Below are 18,056 nucleotides of genomic sequence, written 5' to 3' on the forward strand. Positions count from 1 at the left end.
GGTCGTAGCAGATCTTCTCGCGTGTCGGCAGGGTCGGCCGGCCGGGTGCCGTGTGGGGCGACGTGACATTGTGCGGGGAGCGAATCGCGGTACGCTGCGAGGATGACACGGACCGGCAAGGCCTGCGCGGTGGCGGTCATCGGGCTCCTGCTCGCCGCGTGCGCGTCGCTCGAAGGGCTGGTTGGCGGCGCGGATTCCCCGCCTCCCGACGACTCGGGGCCGGCCACCGACGGGCCGGTCACCGACGGGCCCCTGGACGTCGGGCTGACCGACGCGTCGGCGCCTCTGTACCGCCCGGAATCGGGCACCTACCGCTACGTGGGCACTGGCCTCGACAAGCTCACGCGAATCGACGGAGGTCCCCTGAAGGAGCAGCTTCAGGGGCCCGTCATGGACGGCGTGGTCGCGCCTCTGCCCCGCGGAGACGGCGGCGTCGCCGACGCCTGCTATTCGTTCTCCCTCTTCGCGAGCGCCACGCACTCGTGGACGCTCAACCTCTGCCAGCGAGGCGACAGGCTCGTCGAGTCGAGCGGGCAGGACGAGCAGGTCTGGGTCTTCGGGACGCTCAGGAACCCGAACCTCGCGAGCTGGCGCTGCACGCCGGAGAACCTCATCCTTGGCCCGACGCTCGAGCGCGATAAGCAGGCGCCACACCTCTGCGAGGGGCAGAACACCACCCCGCCGGACAGCGGCTTTCGGCAGGGCGGTCTCCTCAAGTTCCTGGGTCGAGAGGTGCTGAACGTCGCCGGGCAGGACGTCTCCGCGATTCACGTCGAGGTCACGCGAACCGTGACGGGGAGCACCCAGCAAGGCACGCAGGCGCTCGAGCTCTGGCTCGACGCGCGCTCCTCCCTCCCTCTGCGAGGGGTGCGATCGAGCACCGTGACCACCACCGCGCCCTTCTTCGGCGAGCTGCGCTACACGGAGACGAGCGAGTTTCAGATCCAGTCACTGGACCCCGTGCTCCCGAGCTCCGACGCCTCCGTCGACGCCGACGGCGACGCGCCGAAGGACGGGCCGCGTGGGTAGCGCGCGTTGTCGGTCGCGGTTGCGCCGCGCGGCGGTCGTCGCCGCGAGCCTCGCGAGCCTCGGCGTCGCCTTCGCCCCGACGCACGCCGTGGCCGCGGCCCCGAACCAGAAGGCCGTGTGCCTCGCTGCCTACGAGGACGCCCAGCGCCTGCGCGTCGCGAGCAAGCTCGTGGCCGCGCGCGAGCAGCTCCGCGTGTGCCGCGCCGACGCGTGCCCGGCCTTGGTGCGCAACGAGTGCGAGAAGTGGCTCGGCGAGGTCGCGGAGAGCCTGCCTTCCGTGGTGCTCTCGGCGCGGGACCCGGGCGGCAAGGACCTCATCGACGCGACCGTGTCGATCGACGGCGCCGCCCCGCGCGGGCTCGATGGCAAGTCGGTCGACGTGGATCCCGGCTCGCACACGTTCCGCTTCCAACGCGGCAAGGACGTGAAGGAGGAGCGGTGGCTCGTGCGCCAGGGCGAGCACAACCGCGTGATCGTGGGCGTCCTCGGTGAGTCCCCCAGCCCCGCCGTGAGTGGCCCCGCGGTCGCGTCCGGCGCCGCCGTGGGGGGGCAGCCCAGCTCACAGCGCACGATTGGCCTCGTCGTCGGCGGCGTCGGTGTCGTCGGGCTGGGCGCCGCCACGGTCCTCGCCCTCGCCGCGAACGGGGAGGTCAACACCCTCCGCGAGACCTGCGGCGTGGGTCAGAAGTGCACGCAAGACCAGGTCGACGCCGTGGCGGGGCGGCGCACGATCGCGGGCGTCGGCGCGGGGCTCGGAGGCGCCGCGCTCGTGGCAGGCGTCGTGCTCTTCCTGACGGCACCCGGCGGAGAGCGCGCCGCGGCGTCGCTCGAGCGGAGGCCCGCAGACTCCGCGCGCTTCTGGCGCAGCTGGACCTGGAGCGCGTCGCCCCTTCCCGGCGGGTTCGTCGGCGGCGCGCGCGCCTCGTTTTGAACGCGTGCGACCCCGCGCCGTGCTAGTGCAGGGCTCCTCTTGAACCTGAACGTGAGCCCCAGGGCGAACCAAGGTCGAAGGCGGGCCCGAGCCGAAGGCGAGGTCTCGCCTTGAATCGTGCACCTGGGCTTGGGCGCGGCCCAACAGAAACGACAGAAACAGGAACAGTCTCGCTCTCTTGGACGACGTCCTTGTCGCGCGCCGCGCCGTCGGTCGGCCCGCACCGGGGCCCCTCGAGGGGTCCGTCGTGACCGTTCTTCAAGTGGGCAACGTGCGCTTCGGGTACGCCGGCGACACGCTGTTCGACAACGTCACCTTCACCGTCGCCGCGGGCGAGCGGGCCGCGCTCGTCGCGCCCAATGGCGCGGGCAAGTCGACCCTCCTGCGCATCGTGGCCGGCGAGCTCGAGCCGGACGCCGGGAGCGCGCTCATCCGCAAGGGCGCGAGCGTTGGGTACTACCGACAGTCGCACGAGGTCCGCGCGACCGGCGACGTGCTCTCGGCGTTCTTGTCGGGCTTCGCCGAGGTGCTCGCGCTCCGCGAGGCGCTCACCGCGGCCCAGGAGGCGGCGGCGACCGGCGAGCCGCGCGCGCTCGACGCGCTCGCGCACGCCCAGGATCGCTACCACCTCGCGCAGGGCGACGAGCTCGAACGCGAGGTGTCTATCCTAGCGCAGCGACTAGGTTTTTCGGAGCGCGATCTGTCGCGTTCGGTCGCGTCGCTCTCGGGTGGAGAGCGAGGTCGGCTCACCCTCGGGACGATCCTCGCGAAGAAGCCCGACCTGCTCCTGCTCGACGAGCCCACGAACCACCTCGACCTCGACACCATCGCCTGGCTCGAGTCGTTCCTCGTCGCGTACCGCGGCGCGCTGGTCGTCGTCTCTCACGACCGCGCGTTCCTCGACAACGTGTCGAACGTGACCCTCGAGCTCGGCACGAGGGGGCTGCGCGCGTACCCGCTCGCGTACTCGGCCTACGCAGAGGCGCGGAAAGACGACCTCGCGCGCGAGCGCGCCGTGCTCGAGCGGCAGCAGGCCTTCATCGAGAAGACCGAGGACTTCATCCGGCGAAACATCGCGGGACAGAAGACCAAGATGGCGCAGAGCCGGCGCAAAATGCTCGACAAGCTCGAGCGCGTCTCCGGCCCCGAGGACGTGTGGGACGTCGCCGATCGCATCGCGTTTCGGTTCGCACCGGCGCTCCGCTCGGGCGACATCGTGCTCGACGCGAGGGGCCTCGCCGCGTCGCGCGGGGGGCGAGCGCTCTTCTCTCGTGTGGAGTTGCTCATCCGCCGTGGCGAGCGCATCGGCGTGGTGGGCCCGAACGGCGCCGGCAAGTCCACGCTGCTGAAGCTCCTCGCGGGGCGTGGCGAGGCCGCGGATGTGGGCTCCGTGAAGCGCGGCACGAACCTCCAAGACGGATATTTCGACCAGCACCTCGGCGAGGTCGACACCGCGAAGACCGCCGTCGAGGAGGTCCGCCGCGTGCGGGCCGACTTCACGGTGGAGGCGGCGCGCCAGTACCTCGCCCGGTTCCGCTTCTGGGGCGACGATCCGCTCCGCAGCGTGGGGGGCTTCTCGGGCGGTGAGCGCTCGCGGCTCGCCCTCGCGAAGCTCTTGCTCGAGCCTCGCAACCTGCTCTTCCTCGACGAGCCGACCAACCACCTCGACATCCCCGCGGCCGAGATCCTCGAGGAGGCGCTCACGGGCTTCGAGGGCACCGTGGTGCTCGTCTCGCACGATCGGCGCTTCTTGGAGAACGTGACGACGCGCATCGTCGCCGTGCGCGACGGCGCGGTCGACGTGTACCCTGGCACCTTCCGCGAATACTCGGCGCACCTCGCGAAGCGGGCCTCGGCGGCGGCCGGCGAGGAGGCCGCGGCGAGGTCGGCGAAGAGATCGAAGGCGCCGCCCCCGAAGAAGGTCGAGGCTTCGCCCGCCGCGTCCGCCGCGCGCCAGGCGTCCGAAGCGCCGCGCGCCTCGTTCGAGCAGCAGCGCCAGCAGGCGCGTGACAAGGAGCGCCGCAAGCGCCGCGTGGCCGAGCTCGAGGACCTCATCGCGGCCGGCGAGGCCACCTTGGAGAAGCTCCGGGCCGAGCTCCGCGAGGATCCCGGCGGCGACTGGGCGAAGCTGGCGGAGAAGGCCAAAGAGGAGCAGTCTTTGCAGAAGCGCGTGGAGAAGATGATGGACGAGTGGACTCGCCTCTCGGAGGGCGGCCCGTGAGCGGCCGCGGTCTCGGCCTCGATCGAGGTCTCGCTGGCGGGACGCGCCTCGTCGCGTGCGCGTGCGCGCTCGGGCTCGCGCTCGCGGCGACGGTCGCGGTCGGCTGTTCTCGCAACGACCCGGATCTACCCAAGAAGGAGCCCGCCGCCGCGGGGCCGCTGGTCGTCCGCGACGACACGCAAGGGTTGCTCTTCACGTGGATCGACGCCAAGGGTGACTTCCACGTCGAGGAGACCGCGGACAAGGTGCCGTCCGAGCATCGCGACATGGTCCGCGTGCTCGAGCCCACCCGCGCCGAAGAGCCCGACCAGATCGCCGTCGTCGACCTCCGCGCGACCGCCAAGGGGCCCGATGGCGCCTACCCGGTCACCTCCAAGCCGCGGGCCTCCTTCGAGGCGGTCGCGGTCGGGCGTCGCAACGCGCTCCGCGCCGATCTCGCGGCCAAGGCGCCGTCGGGAGCGGCCGGGCCGTCCGGGGCGGGGGCTGGGCACGGGGCGAGCACGGGTGGCGGTGCGGCCGAGCGGCCGGGCGCAAAGAAGACCGTCACCGTCTATGGCGCCTCGTGGTGTGGCGCGTGCCAGAAGACCCGCGCATACTTGAAGCAGAAGGGCGTGGCGTTCGCCGACAAGGACATCGACGCCGACTCGAGCGCGGCGCGCGAGATGCGCGTGAAGCTCTCGAAGGCGGGTATCGAAGGCCGGGGGCATCCCGGTCATCGACATCGGTGGCGCGGTGATGGTGGGCTTCGACGCGCGCGCGATCGATCGCGCGCTCAGCGGGGGTTGAGCGCGGGCTCTGCCGCGGCCGTCCCGTGCGCGGCGTGAGCTCGCGGCGGCTCAGCGGCGAGGCGCGCGCGCCGTCGGGCCACGCGGCTCGAGCGCGCCCTCGCAGGTCGCCGTCGCTTTCCCGTCGCGGATCCAGCAGGGCGACCTGAACACCGCGTTTGGGCCCTCGCCGTCGCGGGCGAAACGCTCGAGGAGCGTCGCGTCGGCCTCGGGGGAGACGCGCCGCGCCACGATCTCGTCCGAGCCGCGTCGCTCCAGCTTCGGCTTGTCGTTCCACACCAGGTGGTAGCCGTAGCGAACGCGGGGTCGCGCGTTCGGGGCCGCGTTGGCGGCGGGAGTGACCGAGAGCTCCGCGATCATCCCCACGCGCGTCCACGCGTTCGCGGACACCTGCAGGCGATCGGGCAGCACGACGGGGTTCGGCGCTCGCCACGCGTAGCCTTGGTTCGTCACGAGGTTCCCCACCGAGGCGAAGATGGGCACGTGCCGCCCGTCCGCGGTGGTCGCGGTCTTCAGCGGCGACACGATGTGCGGGTGGTGGACGACGACGGCGTCCGCGCCCGCCTCGGCCAGACGCGCGCCGAGGGCGTACACGCTCGGCGGCTGCGCCTTGTACTCCTGGCCGAGGTGCACCACCGCGACGACGGCCGCGCAGCGTGTCCTCGCCTCGGCGATGGCATCGCCCACCTTCCTTTCGGCCGCGCGCCCGAGCGGCGCGTAGGCGAGCGAGCCCTCGCACGTGCGCGGATCGCCGTTCGTCAACGTGCTCCACGCCACGGCGCACACGTCGTGGCCGTCGCGTGAGGCGATCACCTGCGCGCGCCAGGGCGCCTCGCCCCCACCCACTACGCCGAGCTTCGAGGCCTGCGCTGAGGCGACCGTGGCGAGCAGCCCCTCGCGCCCGAGATCGCACGCGTGGTTGTTCGCGAGGCCGATCGCGCTCACGTGCGCGCCGGCGAGCTCGCTGGCCCAGAACGGGGGTGCGGCGTAGGCGAGCTCGGCCTCACGGCTGTGCCCGGTTGGGGTCGCGCCGGTCGATGACTCATGGTTCACGAGCACGCCGTCGGCCGAGCCGAAGAGCGGCGCGAGCGGACCCAGAGCGCGCGCGAGGGCGCCCGGGTGGATGAGGACGGGGCGGTGCGCGATGACGTCGCCCGTGAGCAACACGCGAAGGTCTCCGGAGCGCGCGGCCGCGGTCGGCGCCGGCGGCGCGGTCGGCGCGGTCGGCGCGGGGGCGGCGGGAGGGACCGCAGGAGGGAGCGAGGGAGACACGCTCGTGGTCGGGGCTGCCGCGCGCTCGGCGGGGGAGGCGCCGTCCGCGCTCGGGCGCTCACACGCGCCAAGGAGGAGGCTTGCGAGGCTCGCGAGGCAGGCGAGCGCGACGCGTTGAGCTTGGTCGAGGGAGAGGGCAGAGCCGGCTACGCGCATGCGTGAAGGTCGCCCAAGAAGCCGAACTTGGCCCAGTTTCCGGGGGCTTACGGGGCTCGGAGGGACCTGACGAAGGCAGGAGAGCCGGCAGCTCAGCCTTCGTCGTGGGGGCCTCGGCGTCGATTCGCGCTCAGCGGCGCTGGCCGCGCTGGCTCACGACCCGCTCGTATATTTCGCGTCTCGGGCGCCCGCTCCACGCCGAGAGCCGCTCGGCGAGGGTCTTGGCGTGCAGGCCCTCGGCCAGGCCCTCGGCGATGCGCCGATCGAGCGCGGCGTCGTCGACCTTGGCCTCCCGGGCGGCGACGTCGTGGGCGCCGAGCACGAGGACGATCTCGCCGAGCCACTCGCGGGGATCGGCGGCGAGCGCGCTCACGGTCCCGCGGACGACCTCCTCGTGGAGCTTCGTGAGCTCGCGCCCCACGGCGCACGCCCGCTCCGGCGTGGCCGAGGCCAGGTCACCGAGCGTGCCCTGGAGGCGCCTCGCCGACTCGTAGAGGACGACGGGCTCCGGGGTGGCGGCCACGCGCGAGAGCGCCTCGGCGCGTTCGGTGCCTTCGCGGGGCAGAAACCCCATGAAGCGAAACCCACGCTCCCCCGAGAGGCCGCTCGCGACCAGCGCGGCCAGCACGGCGCTCGCGCCGGGCAGGGGAGAGACCGTGTATCCTGCATGCACCGCGGCGGCGACGAGGGCGCCGCCCGGATCGCTCACCGCGGGCGTGCCCGCGTCGGTCGTGAGCGCGACGTCGGACCCGGAAGCGAGCACGTCGAGGATCTTCGCGAGATCCGCGGGGCTCGCGTGCGCGTCCACGCGGTGCAGGGTCTTCTGTCCGAGGCCGAGGTGCGAGAGGAGCTGCCGCGCGCGCCGCGTGTCCTCCGCGGCCACGTGGTCGACGGCCGCGAGCGCGTCGCGGGCGCGGAGCGTCAGATCACCCAGGTTGCCGATCGGCGTGGACACCACGAGCAGCGCGCCGCCTAGGCGCGCGCCGGGACCGCCGGTCGGGGGCTCGGCGCTCAGCTTATCTCCGTCGCGTCGCCCATCTCGGCCTTCAGGAAGTCGCGCAGGCGCAGCAGGAGTCGCTGCTCGAGCTGGCGCACGCGCTCGCGGGAGATGCCGAACTTGTCGCCCAGCTCCTGGAGGGTCATGGGCTCGTCGGCGACCAGCCGCAGCGTGAAGATGGCGAGGTCCTTGTCTTTGCCCTCGAGCGTCGCCCTGAACTCCTCGAGCTTCTGCTTGAGGAGAGTCTGCAGCTCGCCGTCGGCCAGCATGGCCTCGGGGCCGATCCCTCCGCTGGGCATCATGTCGATGCGGGAGATCGAGCGGCCGTCGGCGTCGCCCACGGGGGCGTCGAGTGAGTTCTCGTTCGAGCCGAGCCGCACTTCCATCTCCGCGACGTCGGCCTCGGGCACGTTCAGGCTCTTCGCGATCTCGGCGTGCGAGGGCGTGATCCCCATCGCCTCGAGCTCGGCCCGCTTCTTCCGCAGGTTGAAGAACAGCTTTCGCTGCGCCTGGGTGGTGCCGAGCTTCACGAGGCGCCAGTTGTTCAGGATGAAGCGCAGGATGTACGCGCGGATCCACCACGCCGCGTAGGACGAGAGCTTCACGCCGCGGTACGGGTCGTACCGCTTCACCGCCTGCATGAGGCCGATGTTGCCCTCCTGCACGAGGTCCATGATGTTCTTGTAGGCGCGACGGTACTCGTAGGCGATCTTCACCACGAGGCGCAGGTTCGCCGTGACGAGGCGCGCCGCGATGGCGGGGTCCTGGGTCTTCAGGAAGGTGGTGGCGAGCTCGTGGGTCTCCTCGACGGTGAGCAGCGGGTGGCGCTGCACCTCGCGGAGGTACGCGGCCATCGGGTCGAGCCGAGCCAGCGACGTGGGCTCCACGGACACCGGCGCCTCGGAGTCGCGGGCGCGCTTCGGGGCCGAGCTCGAGACCTCGGCGTCCGGATCGAGCGGATCGTCCTCGTCGACGAGGGGCTCGCCGCCGAGGTCGTCGCGCTCGCCGAGCGCAGCGTCCGACTCGGGGCCACCCTCCGAGGTCTCGTCGTCCGGATCGCGGGCGACCTCGCCCGAGTCAGCGGCGTCGCTGCCGTCAGCGCGGGCGTTTGCGCCGCCGGTCGATCGCGTCTCGTTCTTTCGTCGGGCCAAGGTACCTCTCGGCGGAGTCCTACCACATCCCCCGCCACGCGGGACGCCCGGCGTGGCAGCTGCGGTCGCGGCGCTTCGAGCGCCCGTGGGCCGACGCCTATGACGCGTGGAGCCACCAGGTGGACGCCACGCCCGTGAGCGCGAGCGCCCACAGCCCGGCGAGCAAGAGCTCCCGAGCGAGCGCGATGTGCGCTGGATTCCCGCGGAACTCGGGCCTCGGTGAGTGAGTGATCGTCATGAGAGCGAAGGTAAGCGCGTGGACGCGCTGCGTCAATATGTGGTCCCGTGTGGGACAGTGCGTCATTCGGCCCGTGGCCACCCTCGAGGGCGGACGCCGAGGCCAGCCGCCCCGGGTGCGGGTAGAGTGCTCGGATGCTGTCTTCACTCGTGTCCCGCCGGGACGACGCGCCCGCCATCGTTCGCTCCAACGGCGCGAGCCTCTCCTACGCGGAGCTCTACGCGCGCACTTCACGCCTCGCCGAGGCGTTCCGCGGCGCGGGCGCGGGGCCAGGGCAGGTGGTCGCGGTCGCGGCGAAGGACCCGGCGGACTACCTCACGCTCGCGCTCGCCGCCTGGCAGGCGGACGCGATCGTGCTGCTCCTCGACGCGCGCGCCGGCGAGAGCCTCCCGCTGACGGGCGCGCGCCGGGTGGGCGTGGTCTCGCTGGCGATGGGCATCACCGAGGACGGGCTCCCCAAGACCCTCGACACGGGCGTGCCCGCGCGCGCCTTCGATCCGTCGATCGGCCTCATCCTGTTCACCTCCGGCACCTCCGCGCTCCCGAAGGGGGTGCTGCTCCCGTCGGCGGGCGTCGCGCACAACGTCCGCGCGATCAACGCGTACTTGCCCATCGCCAAGCACCCGACGACGGGCATCGTCTTGCCGCTCTCGTACAGCTACGGGCTCGTCGGGCAGGCGCTCACCACCCTCGCGGTCGGCGGCACGGCCGTGCTGCTCTCCGACGTGATGTATCCGGCGAAGCTCGTCGAGGCGATGGTCACGTACGGCGTGACGGGCCTCTCGAGCGTGCCGCCTTCGCTCCGGCTCATCGCGCGGGCGTGCATCTCGGCGGGGCCCGAAAAGACCCCGCGGCTCGGGTACGTGGCGTCCGCGGGTGGGTTCCAAGACCCGCACACCCGCGAGCTCATCGCGCAGGCCTTCCCCGAGGCCACGCGGTTCAACCAGTACGGCCTCACGGAGGCCTCGCCGCGCGTGACGGCGCTCGCGCACCACGAGCCCGCGTACGCGCTCGGCTCGGTCGGCAAGGGCATCGACGGCGTGGAGGTCTTCGCCGTCGACGAGGCGGGCGCCCGCCTCCCCGCGGGGGTGCACGGCGAGATCGCTCTGCGCGGCCCGTCGGTCATGATCGGCTACATGGACGACCCTGAGGCCACCGCGAAGGTGCTCTCCGGCGGCGTGCTCCGCAGCGGCGACGCCGGCCACGTCGACGCCGATGGCTTCGTGTTCGTCGAGGGGCGCAAGGACGGCGTGGTCAAGTGCGGCGGCGAGCGCGTGAGCGTCGAGGAGGTTGCAGGGACCATGCGAACCGCGGAGGGGGTCCGCGACGCCGCGGTGATCGCCGTGCCTCATGAGGATCTCGGCAACGCGCTGTGGGCGTTCGTCGAGGCCGACGCGGCCGTCATTCCCGCGCTCCGCGCCCTCTCGCGCGAGAAGCTCCCGCCCGCGAAGAGGCCCCAGAAGTTCTTCGCCATCGAGGCGCTGCCGCGTACCTCGAACGGCAAGGTCGCCTTCGGGGAGTTGCGCAAGCTCGCCGAGGAGAAGTGAAGCCCCGCCGGCGTCTCGCGCCGCGTGACGCGAGCCGCGCGAGCGACGCCCGCGAGAGGAGCGACGTGTGGCCGAGGCACTGAAGGACTTCTTCTCCGCCGCGCGTGTCCGTGAGCTCGGCGAGGCGCTCGGGCGCGTGCACCCCCAGTTCCCCGTCGCGGCGTTCGTCCGCAGCGCGTCGCGCGGGCTCACTGACCTCGAGCTCGTCGCGCGCGCCCGCCACATCGCGGCCGCGCTCGCGCGTCACCTCCCCCCTCGCTACGAGGACGCGGTGGCCGTGCTCCTCACCTCGCTCGGGCCGGAGCACACGAGCGACGAGCTCCTCGGCGTCGGGATGGCGCCGTTCTTCTACATGCCCCACCTCGTGTTCGTCGCCGAGCACGGCCTCGATCACTTCGAGCTCTCGATGGCCGCGCAGAGAGAGCTGACGAAGCGCTTCACCGCGGAGTTCTCGATCCGCGCGTTCCTCGAGCGGCACCCGGAGCGCACCCTCGCGGTGCTGCGCGAGTGGGCCTCGGATCCCAACCCTCACGTGCGCCGTCTGGTCTCGGAGGGCACGCGCCCGCGCTTGCCGTGGGCGCCGCGCGTGCGCTGGCTCGAGGAGCACCCCGAGCGGCTGCTCCCGCTGCTCGAGCGCCTGAAGGACGACCCCACGCCCGTCGTCCGACGGAGCGTCGCGAACCACCTGAACGACCTCGGCAAGGCGCGGCCCGCGCTCCTCTTCGACACGTGCCGCGCGTGGCTCATCGGCGCCTCGGCCGCCCGTCGCGCGCTCGTGCAGCACGCGCTGCGCAGCGCGGCCAAGCGCGGGGAGGCCGGCGCGCTCGATCTCCTCGGCCATGGCGCGCGCCCTCGCCTCCGCGTCGCCAAGGTGAGGTTCGAGCCCCCGCGCACGCCCATTGGGGGCAAGGTGCGCGTCACGTTCACCCTCGTGAGCGAGGCGACCGCGGCGCAGGCGCTCCGGGTCGACCTCGCCGTGCTCTTCGTCAAGGCGCGCGGCGACGCGCGGGCGAAGGTGTTCAACGTCGCGCGCGTCGAGCTCGACGCGGGGGCGCGCGTCGAGCTCGCGAAGACCGTGTCGCTGGCCGTGCACTCTACACGGGTCCCGCGGCCCGGCGTGCACGCCGTGGAGGCGCGGGTGAACGGCGCCGCGTTCTCGCTCGGCGACTTCGTCGTGCTCCCCGAGGAGTGAGCGCGCGTCGAGGTTCTTGGGTCAGCCCTTCGCGTACCAGGCCTTCACGCCCGCGTGGTCGCGCACGGCGTCGTGCACCCGCACGAGCTTCGGGAATGGGTCGAACACCGTCGCGGGGACGTGGTCGACGCTACCGCTCTTGAACCACCGCACCACCATGTGGAGCTTGAGGTCGACGACGTGGACGGCGTCACCGCCGACGAACGGGCCGTCGCGGAGCTGCGCCTCCGTGAACCCCGCCCACGCCGGCAAGTACACGGCCGCGAGCTGCTCGCGCGCGCGTCGCTTCTCGTCCTCGTCCTTGATGCGGAGAGTGGGGCCCACGTTCGCCCGGAGATCCTCGCAGTGCGACATGAGCGCCTCGTGGCGCGCGGCCTCGAGGTCGTCCTTCGGGTGGAGCCCGTGGCGGCGGCCGATGAGCGTGAGGATCGCGTTCGATTGGGCGAGCGCCTGCCCGGCGAGCGTGAGCACGGGCATCGCGCCGAACGGCGTGGTCGGCTTCAGCGCCGGCCAGTCCGCGAACTTGATGCGGTCGTCCTCGAAGTCGAGGCCCGCGAGGTGGAGCGCGAGGCGGCACTCCTCGCCGCGGCTCACGGGTGCGTCGAAGTAGGTGAGCTTGATGGAGGGGGTCATGGGGCGGCAGCGTACGCGCATCCGCGGTCTGGCGCCGTCGATCCCGCAGCGCCGCGCGGCAGCGAGCCCGCCGCGGTCGGCTCAGCCGTAGCGCACCTGGACGTTCTCGATGAGGGCGCGCAGCGCCCGCTTCGCGCCCTCCGTCGTCGGCGAGCGCACGGTCGCCCACCCCTCGCCCTCGTAGCTCTCCGCGCGGGCCATGCCAGGGCGCGGCGCGCGAAGCTCCACCAGCGCGTCGCCCGCCTCTTCGACGGCGCGCTCGACGCCGGTGACCTGGACGACGCGCTGGCCCGGGCCCTGCCCGCGAAAGAACGCGGCGCCCGCCGCCCAGCGGCGCTCCTTGGGCGCGAAGCGATCGTGGGCGATCAGGGCCGCCCAGTCGGCGACGAGGTCGGTCTCGTGCGCGAGGCTCATGAGCGGCATGATGAGCACCCCCGGCGGCCGCGCGCCGACCTCGTTGACCAGCGCCGAGCCGTCGTCGCGGAGGAACCACTCCATGTGCGTCAGCGCCGTGCCCGCCGCCGTGCTCGCCCAGCGTCCGAACAGCGCGGAGAGCGCCGCGTCGTTCGTCGGCGCGAACCGCGTGAACGTCGGGTCGTCGGCCTCGCGGGGCAGGAGCACGCAGTACTGGATCCACGGGGTCTCGAGCACCTCGAGCGGGCTCGGCAGGTAGCGCGCGCCGCTGCGCCACACCGCGTGGCCGCGCACCGTGACCGTCTCGCACGTGAGCTCGCTCGCGCGGACGAACTCCTCGAGCTGGAGCGGCTGCTGGGCCGACGGCACGACTCCCTGCCGGGCGAGCGCGCGGGCGTCGTCGGGCGAGCTGACGCGGAAGGTCGCGCGCGCGCCGAGGCCGGCCCGTGGCTTCACGATGGCGGGGAAGCCGAGCGTCTGGAGACCCTCCCAGAGCTCACGCGGCGAGCGCGCGAGCAGGCTCTTCGCGACGGGCACGCCGTGCGCGCGGAGCACGGCCTTCATGTGGTCCTTGTCGCGAAAGCGCCGCGCGGTCTCGCCCCGCAGGCCCTCGATGTCGAGCGCGTCGCGCACCTCGGCCATGGGCGTCTGGAGCTGCTCGAGCGCGCCCGCGAGCCGGTCGACGCGGCCGACGCCCCTCGTGATCGCGCGCGCGGCGACCGTGAGCTCGGCGGCGTCGAGCGAGCGCTTCACCTGGTAGTGGCCGGCCACGCGCGGGGCGATCGCGCGGGGGATCGACGCCTCGGGGTCCTCGCTTATCACGCTCAGCGTCACGCCCTCGGTGCGGGCGAAGGCCGCGAGGGTGCGGTTCGTGGTCTCCAGGAAGCGGGGGGCGATGAAAACGACGTGCGACATGGGGCTGGAGGGTAGGCGAGACGCGCTCGCGCCGTCCTCCGGAACGCGCGTCAGCGGAGGGCTGCCAGGGCCGCCTTGGCCTTCGCGAGCGACACCGAGCCCACGGGCCGCAGCTCGGGCGCGAAGATCGCCACGCGCAGCTCTTCGAGGTCCCACCTGAGGGCGTCGACCGCGTCCAGCTCGCGCGCCGTGGAGCGCTTCGCGAGGAACGTGACCCACACGGGCGCGAACGGCTCGAGCTTGGCGGCGTCCTTTCGCGGATCCGCGAGCGCGCGGTCGAGCCTCACTCGGAGGGCCCGCAGGTAGCGAGGCATGTGGGCGAGCCGGGCGAGGGGGAGGGTCCGAGCCCAGCCCGGCCCGAGCAGCTCGGCGAGCTGTGCCCGCGTGTCGGCGCTCGCCAGCTTGCCGCTCGGGTGCTGCGAGGCCGAGCGCAGCGCCTTCTGCGCGCTCGCGAGCTCGCTGGTCACCGCCGTGATCGTCGCGGCGACCCGGCGCGCGCTCGGCTCGAGCTCGCGCAGGCCGCCCGAAGACAACGCGTCGAACGCGACCTTGGTCCGCGGGATGGGGCTCTCCGCGAGGCGAAACGCGTCGTCAACGATCTTGTCTATTAGGGCCGCGCGGAAGGCCTCGACCTCGGCACGGGAGAGCGGCGCGCCGCTCTCGGGCGTGGGGGGCGGCGGGAGGCGCGAGGCGATCCCGGAGAGCGCCCCCTTCGCGCCGAGGGCGAGCAGCCTGCGGACCCCGCCCCGGGTCTCCGCCTCCGCGGCCGTCCGGGACTCGCGGAGCGCGATGTCGACCGATGCACCCCGGTCCACGACCGCCGGGTAGCTCCGGAGCTCGGTGCCCGCGACCACGCGCGTGACCACCTCGGGCAGATCGCCGAGGTCCCCGTCCCATCGCGTGAGGCCTGTGCGCTCGAGCGTGCTGGCGGGCGCCGCCCGCTTCCAGGTCTCGCGGGCCTTCGCGCCGTACCGCTCGAGCAGCTCCCTCGCGTCGCGGCTCTCGGCCAGCACATGCCCTCGTTCGTCGAGGAGCCTGCACGTGCACCGGAGATATCCGGGCAGCACCTCGGGGCGGAACGAGCCCTCGGGGATCCAGAAGCCGGTCTCGGCCTCGACGGCGCGCGTCAGCGCGGGGAGCAGGGCGCCGTCGAAGGGCACGAGCCGAGGCGCGACGGCGCGCGCGAGCTCGGCGGTGGGGCCGAGCTCCCGGCGCACGGCGCGAGGGAGATCGGAGAGGAGCGCGGCGACCTTCTCTTCGTGCCAGCCGGGAACGGTCCAGTCGAGCTCACCCGGGTCGAGCTGGGGCACGAGGACGAGCGGGATGGAGAGCGTGATCCCGTCGCGCTCCGACGACGGATCGAACAGGTAGCTGAGGGGCACCCGCGCGCCGTGCAGCGTGAGCGCGTCGGGATAGTCGGCCTCGGAGAGGGACCTGTCGCCCACGAGCACGTCCTCGAGCTGCAGGACGAGCGCGCTCGGATCGTCGCGCTCCGCGGTCGCGATCCAGGCCTCGAAGGCCTTCCCGTCGAGCACGTCGCGCGGGACGCGCGCGTCGAAGAAGGCGAGCAGCGCGTCGTCGTCGGCGAGCATGTCGCTGCGCCGCGCCTTCGCGCGGAGGCGGGCCACCTCCTCCAGGAGGGCTCCGTTCGCGGCGGCGAACGCGCCCTTCGTCTGGTACTCGCCGCGCACGAGCGCGTGGTCGAGGAACATGAGGCGTGCCCTCGCGGGCTCCACGTCGGCGTAGTCGACCGTGCGGTCGCGAAAGAGCGTGAGCCCGAAGAGCGTGACGTGCTCCTTCACGCGGGCCTTGGCGGCGCGCTCGGACCAGTGGGGCTCGCCGTACGACCTCTTCAGCAGGTGCGCGCCGGCGCTGAGGAGCCACTCGGGCTCGAGCCGCGCGGCGCTGCGCGCGAAGAGCTGCGAGGTCTCCACGAGCTCGTGCGCCATGAGCCAGGCAGGCGGTCGCTTCGCGAGGGCCGAGGACGGATGGACGACGAAGCGGGTCTGCTTGGCGCCGAGGTACACCCGCGCCTCCGGGTTCCACTGCCCCACCTTCGAGAGCAGGCCGGTGAGGAGCGCTTGGTGGAGACCGTCGTTCGCGGTCGCGTCGGCCTCGCCCTCGCTCTCGCCCTCGCGCCGCGCGCGCGGTCCACGCCGCTCGTCGCCCGGGGTCGCCGCTCGAGGCCGCGGAGCGTCGCCCCCGCGCCGGCCTGCGCGGCGGGTGTCGGCGCTCGCCGCGCGGGGAGGCGGTGCGTCCGTCAGCTCTCGCGCCACCTCCTCGAGCTGGCGATGCACCTCGAACCACTCGCGCACGCGCACGTACGAGAGGAAGCTCTCCTTGCAGACCCGCCGCAGCTGCGCGCGCCCCTTGCCCTCGGCCTCGCGCACGAACGTGAACAGGCGCAGGAGGCCCACGAAGTCGGAGCGCTCGTCGCGGAAGCGACGGTGGAGCTCGTCGGCCCGCTGCTGCGCGTCGCGGGGTCGCTCGCGCGGGTCTTGGACCGACAGGCCCGCGGCGACGATCAGCACCTCGCGGAGACAGCCGAGCTCGAGCCCCGCCAGAATCATCCGACCTATTCGCGGATCGACAGGGAAGCGCGCGAGCCGTGCGCCCAGCGGCGTGAGCTCGCGGTGCGGCCCCAGGGCCCCGAGCTCGTCGAGCACGCGGTAGCCCTCGGTGACGGCGCGCGGCGAGGGCGGATCGAGGAACGCGAAGCTCTCGAGGTCGCCGAGGCCCAGCGCCTTCATACGCAAGATCGCGCCGGCGAGCCCGGTGCGCTTGATCTCCGGATCGGTGAACGCCGGTCGCGCCGCGTAGCTCGCCTCGTCGTAGAGGCGCACACACACGCCGGCGCGGACGCGGCCGCAGCGCCCCTTTCGCTGCTCCGCGCTCGCCTGCGAGATGCCCTCCACGTGCAGCGAGGTGGTGCCCGACCGCGCCTCGTAGCGGGAGAGTCGCGCGAGGCCCGTGTCCACCACGTACACGATGCCGGGGATCGTGACCGACGTCTCGGCCACGTTCGTCGCGAGAACGACGCGCCGCTGGGGCAGCGTCTTGAACGCGCGGGCTTGCTCTGCCGCGGTGAGGCGCGCGTAGAGGGGCTGCACGACCGTGTGCCGCAGGTCTCTCGCGCGGAGCTCCTGCTCGGTCTCGCGGATCTCGCGCTCGCCCGGGAGGAACACGAGGATGTCGCCGCGCGGGTCGAGCGCGGTCACGTCCACCACGGCGTCCGCGACGGCCTCCGCGAGATCGGCCTCGTCGCGTGGCGGGGCGTAGAGCACGTCGACGGGGAACGTGCGCCCCTCGACCTCGATCACCGGCGCGCCGCCGAACAGCGCCGAGAAGCGCGCGGTCTCGAGCGTGGCGGAGCTCACGACCACCTTGAGGTCGGGGCGTCGCGGGAGGATGCGGTGCAGGTACCCCAGCAAGAAGTCGATCGTGAGGGAGCGCTCGTGGGCCTCGTCGACGATGAGCGTGTCGTACGCCTCGAGCAGCGGATCGGACGCGATCTCCGCCAGCAAGATGCCGTCGGTCATCAGCTTCACGTACGTGCCGGGCGACGTGCGGTCGTCGAAGCGCACTTTGTAGCCCACGTCGGCGCCGACGGTGGTCTGGAGCTCTTCGGCGATGCGCGCGGCGACGGTGCTCGCCGCGAGCCGCCGTGGCTGCGTGATGCCGATGCGCTTGTCGAGGCCGCGCCCCATGGCGAGGGCAATCTTGGGGAGCTGGGTCGTCTTGCCAGAACCCGTCGCGCCCGCCACGATGACCACGGGGTGCGCGTCGATCGCGCGAGCGATGTCGAGCACCCGCGCGGAGATAGGCAGCTCGGGCGGGAAGCGGAGGCGCTCCTCGGTCGCGGCGGCCTCGTCGTCGCCGCGCTCGCTCTTGGGTCCTTCCGCCATAGCGCACCCCCGTACCACCGTGGCGGCGCGATGTCCCCTCGCCCGACCGCCGCCCAAGCCCCGCGACCGCCGGAAACGATGTACGAGTGGGGCCGTGGCCGAGCTCGCTCGCACCCTCGACCGACAGGCGCTGGACCTCGATCCCGGTCCCCGCGTGCGGATCGAGCTCGCCGTCCCGCCGGACTGGGCGCGGGACGGGGCGACCGTGCGCGTCCACGCCCCCGCGCGGGCGGTCTGCGCGCGGTGCGACGGCGGCGGGTGCGACGGCTGCGAGCGCGCCGGGGCGTTCAGGCTCGGCGCTTCGCCGGACGAGCGCGCCTTCGACCTCACCCTGCCGCGCGGGCTCTCCGCCGAGGGGGTCGAGCTGCGCGTGTCGACTCCCTTCGGCCACGGGAGCCCGATCACGCAGGTCCTGTGTCGGGTGCGCGTGTGCTCCGTCGGCGAGGGCCCGCGGGGATGCGCGCGGGTCGACGTCGCGGTGCCCGGTGGGACCACGCAGTGGCCGAGCGGGGCGCGGGGCCGAGCGTTCCGCCATGTGGCGTGCGCGGTGCTCGCCGCCGTGGCGCTCGCCGTGACCTGGCTCGCGGCGCACGGGCCTCACCCGAGGTGACTCGCGCACGAGACCCTTGCAGGCCGCGGCCGAGGAAAGTACGGTCCGCGATCCGAAAGG

At 73.1% G+C, this 18,056-nt stretch carries 13 protein-coding genes and 1 pseudogene; 7 read left to right on the forward strand and 7 right to left on the reverse strand.

Annotated features, from left to right (window positions below):
• Positions 1-102: 102 nt before the first annotated feature.
• From IPQ09_10035 to IPQ09_10050, 4 genes and pseudogenes are all read left to right on the forward strand, one after another.
• Entirely contained in the window at positions 103-1,029 is a 927-nt protein-coding gene (locus IPQ09_10035) for a hypothetical protein (protein MBL0194540.1), read from the forward strand.
• Complete coding sequence (locus IPQ09_10040; GenBank protein ID MBL0194541.1) at positions 1,022-1,960, forward strand: hypothetical protein; 939 nt, start codon at positions 1,022-1,024, stop codon at positions 1,958-1,960. Before IPQ09_10035 ends, IPQ09_10040 begins: the two co-directional genes overlap by 8 nt.
• Before the next feature lie 247 nt (positions 1,961-2,207).
• On the forward strand, positions 2,208-4,181 hold the full coding sequence (locus IPQ09_10045) for an ABC-F family ATP-binding cassette domain-containing protein (GenBank protein MBL0194542.1): 1,974 nt from the start codon (positions 2,208-2,210) through the stop codon (positions 4,179-4,181).
• Positions 4,182-4,447: 266 nt separating this feature from the next.
• Positions 4,448-4,967, forward strand: a pseudogene (locus IPQ09_10050) (NrdH-redoxin).
• 50 nt (positions 4,968-5,017) lie between these two features.
• Here the strand turns inward: IPQ09_10050 and IPQ09_10055 are convergent.
• The 4 genes from IPQ09_10055 to IPQ09_10070 all read right to left on the reverse strand — a co-directional run bounded on the left by IPQ09_10055 (position 5,018) and on the right by IPQ09_10070 (position 8,780).
• The gene (locus tag IPQ09_10055; GenBank protein MBL0194543.1) at positions 5,018-6,394 is read right to left on the reverse strand and encodes a CapA family protein; all 1,377 of its coding nucleotides are present in this window, start codon (positions 6,392-6,394) and stop codon (positions 5,018-5,020) included.
• A gap of 130 nt (positions 6,395-6,524) precedes the next feature.
• Complete coding sequence (gene rsmI / locus IPQ09_10060; protein MBL0194544.1) at positions 6,525-7,409, reverse strand: 16S rRNA (cytidine(1402)-2'-O)-methyltransferase; 885 nt, start codon at positions 7,407-7,409, stop codon at positions 6,525-6,527.
• Positions 7,406-8,542 carry an RNA polymerase factor sigma-32 gene (locus IPQ09_10065; protein ID MBL0194545.1) on the reverse strand — a complete coding sequence of 379 codons (1,137 nt, stop codon included), beginning with the start codon at positions 8,540-8,542 and terminating at the stop codon, positions 7,406-7,408. The genes rsmI and IPQ09_10065 overlap by 4 nt, the downstream gene beginning before the upstream one ends.
• 97 nt (positions 8,543-8,639) lie before the next feature.
• Positions 8,640-8,780, reverse strand: a complete 141-nt coding sequence (locus IPQ09_10070; protein MBL0194546.1) for a hypothetical protein — start codon at positions 8,778-8,780, stop codon at positions 8,640-8,642.
• 134 nt (positions 8,781-8,914) lie between these two features.
• Here IPQ09_10070 and IPQ09_10075 point away from each other — a divergent pair, with 134 nt between their 5' ends.
• A complete protein-coding gene (locus IPQ09_10075) occupies positions 8,915-10,327 on the forward strand; it encodes an acyl--CoA ligase (protein ID MBL0194547.1) in 1,413 nt (470 codons plus the stop codon).
• Positions 10,328-10,394: 67 nt separating this feature from the next.
• A complete protein-coding gene (locus tag IPQ09_10080) occupies positions 10,395-11,519 on the forward strand; it encodes a DNA alkylation repair protein (protein ID MBL0194548.1) in 1,125 nt (374 codons plus the stop codon).
• 21 nt (positions 11,520-11,540) lie between these two features.
• Here the strand turns inward: IPQ09_10080 and IPQ09_10085 are convergent, their stop codons facing one another.
• From IPQ09_10085 to hrpA, 3 genes are all read right to left on the reverse strand, one after another.
• Positions 11,541-12,152 (reverse strand): glutathione S-transferase family protein, encoded by a 612-nt coding sequence (locus IPQ09_10085; protein ID MBL0194549.1) that lies wholly within the window; start codon positions 12,150-12,152, stop codon positions 11,541-11,543.
• Positions 12,153-12,233: 81 nt separating this feature from the next.
• A complete protein-coding gene (locus IPQ09_10090; GenBank protein MBL0194550.1) occupies positions 12,234-13,481 on the reverse strand; it encodes an ATP-grasp domain-containing protein in 1,248 nt (415 codons plus the stop codon).
• Between the two features lie 50 nt (positions 13,482-13,531).
• Positions 13,532-17,386 (reverse strand): ATP-dependent RNA helicase HrpA, encoded by a 3,855-nt coding sequence (gene hrpA, locus IPQ09_10095; protein MBL0194551.1) that lies wholly within the window; start codon positions 17,384-17,386, stop codon positions 13,532-13,534.
• A gap of 94 nt (positions 17,387-17,480) precedes the next feature.
• On the opposite strand from hrpA, the gene IPQ09_10100 reads away from it, so the two are divergent.
• Positions 17,481-17,996 carry a hypothetical protein gene (locus tag IPQ09_10100; GenBank protein ID MBL0194552.1) on the forward strand — a complete coding sequence of 172 codons (516 nt, stop codon included), beginning with the start codon at positions 17,481-17,483 and terminating at the stop codon, positions 17,994-17,996.
• Positions 17,997-18,056: the final 60 nt, after the last annotated feature.

The organism is Myxococcales bacterium (assembly GCA_016720545.1).
Taxonomy (GTDB): domain Bacteria; phylum Myxococcota_A; class Polyangia; order Polyangiales; family Polyangiaceae; genus JAAFHV01.

Excerpts from the sequence above, each read along its gene's own strand:
- IPQ09_10035 (MBL0194540.1), top strand. The coding sequence starts at position 103 with ATGACACGGACCGGCAAGGCCTGCGCGGTGGCGGTCATCGGGCTCCTG.
- IPQ09_10055 (MBL0194543.1), bottom strand. The coding sequence starts at position 6,394 with ATGCGCGTAGCCGGCTCTGCCCTCTCCCTCGACCAAGCTCAACGCGTC.
- IPQ09_10070 (MBL0194546.1), bottom strand. The coding sequence starts at position 8,780 with ATGACGATCACTCACTCACCGAGGCCCGAGTTCCGCGGGAATCCAGCG.
- IPQ09_10075 (MBL0194547.1), top strand. The coding sequence starts at position 8,915 with ATGCTGTCTTCACTCGTGTCCCGCCGGGACGACGCGCCCGCCATCGTT.
- IPQ09_10085 (MBL0194549.1), bottom strand. The coding sequence starts at position 12,152 with ATGACCCCCTCCATCAAGCTCACCTACTTCGACGCACCCGTGAGCCGC.
- IPQ09_10090 (MBL0194550.1), bottom strand. The coding sequence starts at position 13,481 with ATGTCGCACGTCGTTTTCATCGCCCCCCGCTTCCTGGAGACCACGAAC.
- hrpA (MBL0194551.1), bottom strand. The coding sequence starts at position 17,386 with ATGGCGGAAGGACCCAAGAGCGAGCGCGGCGACGACGAGGCCGCCGCG.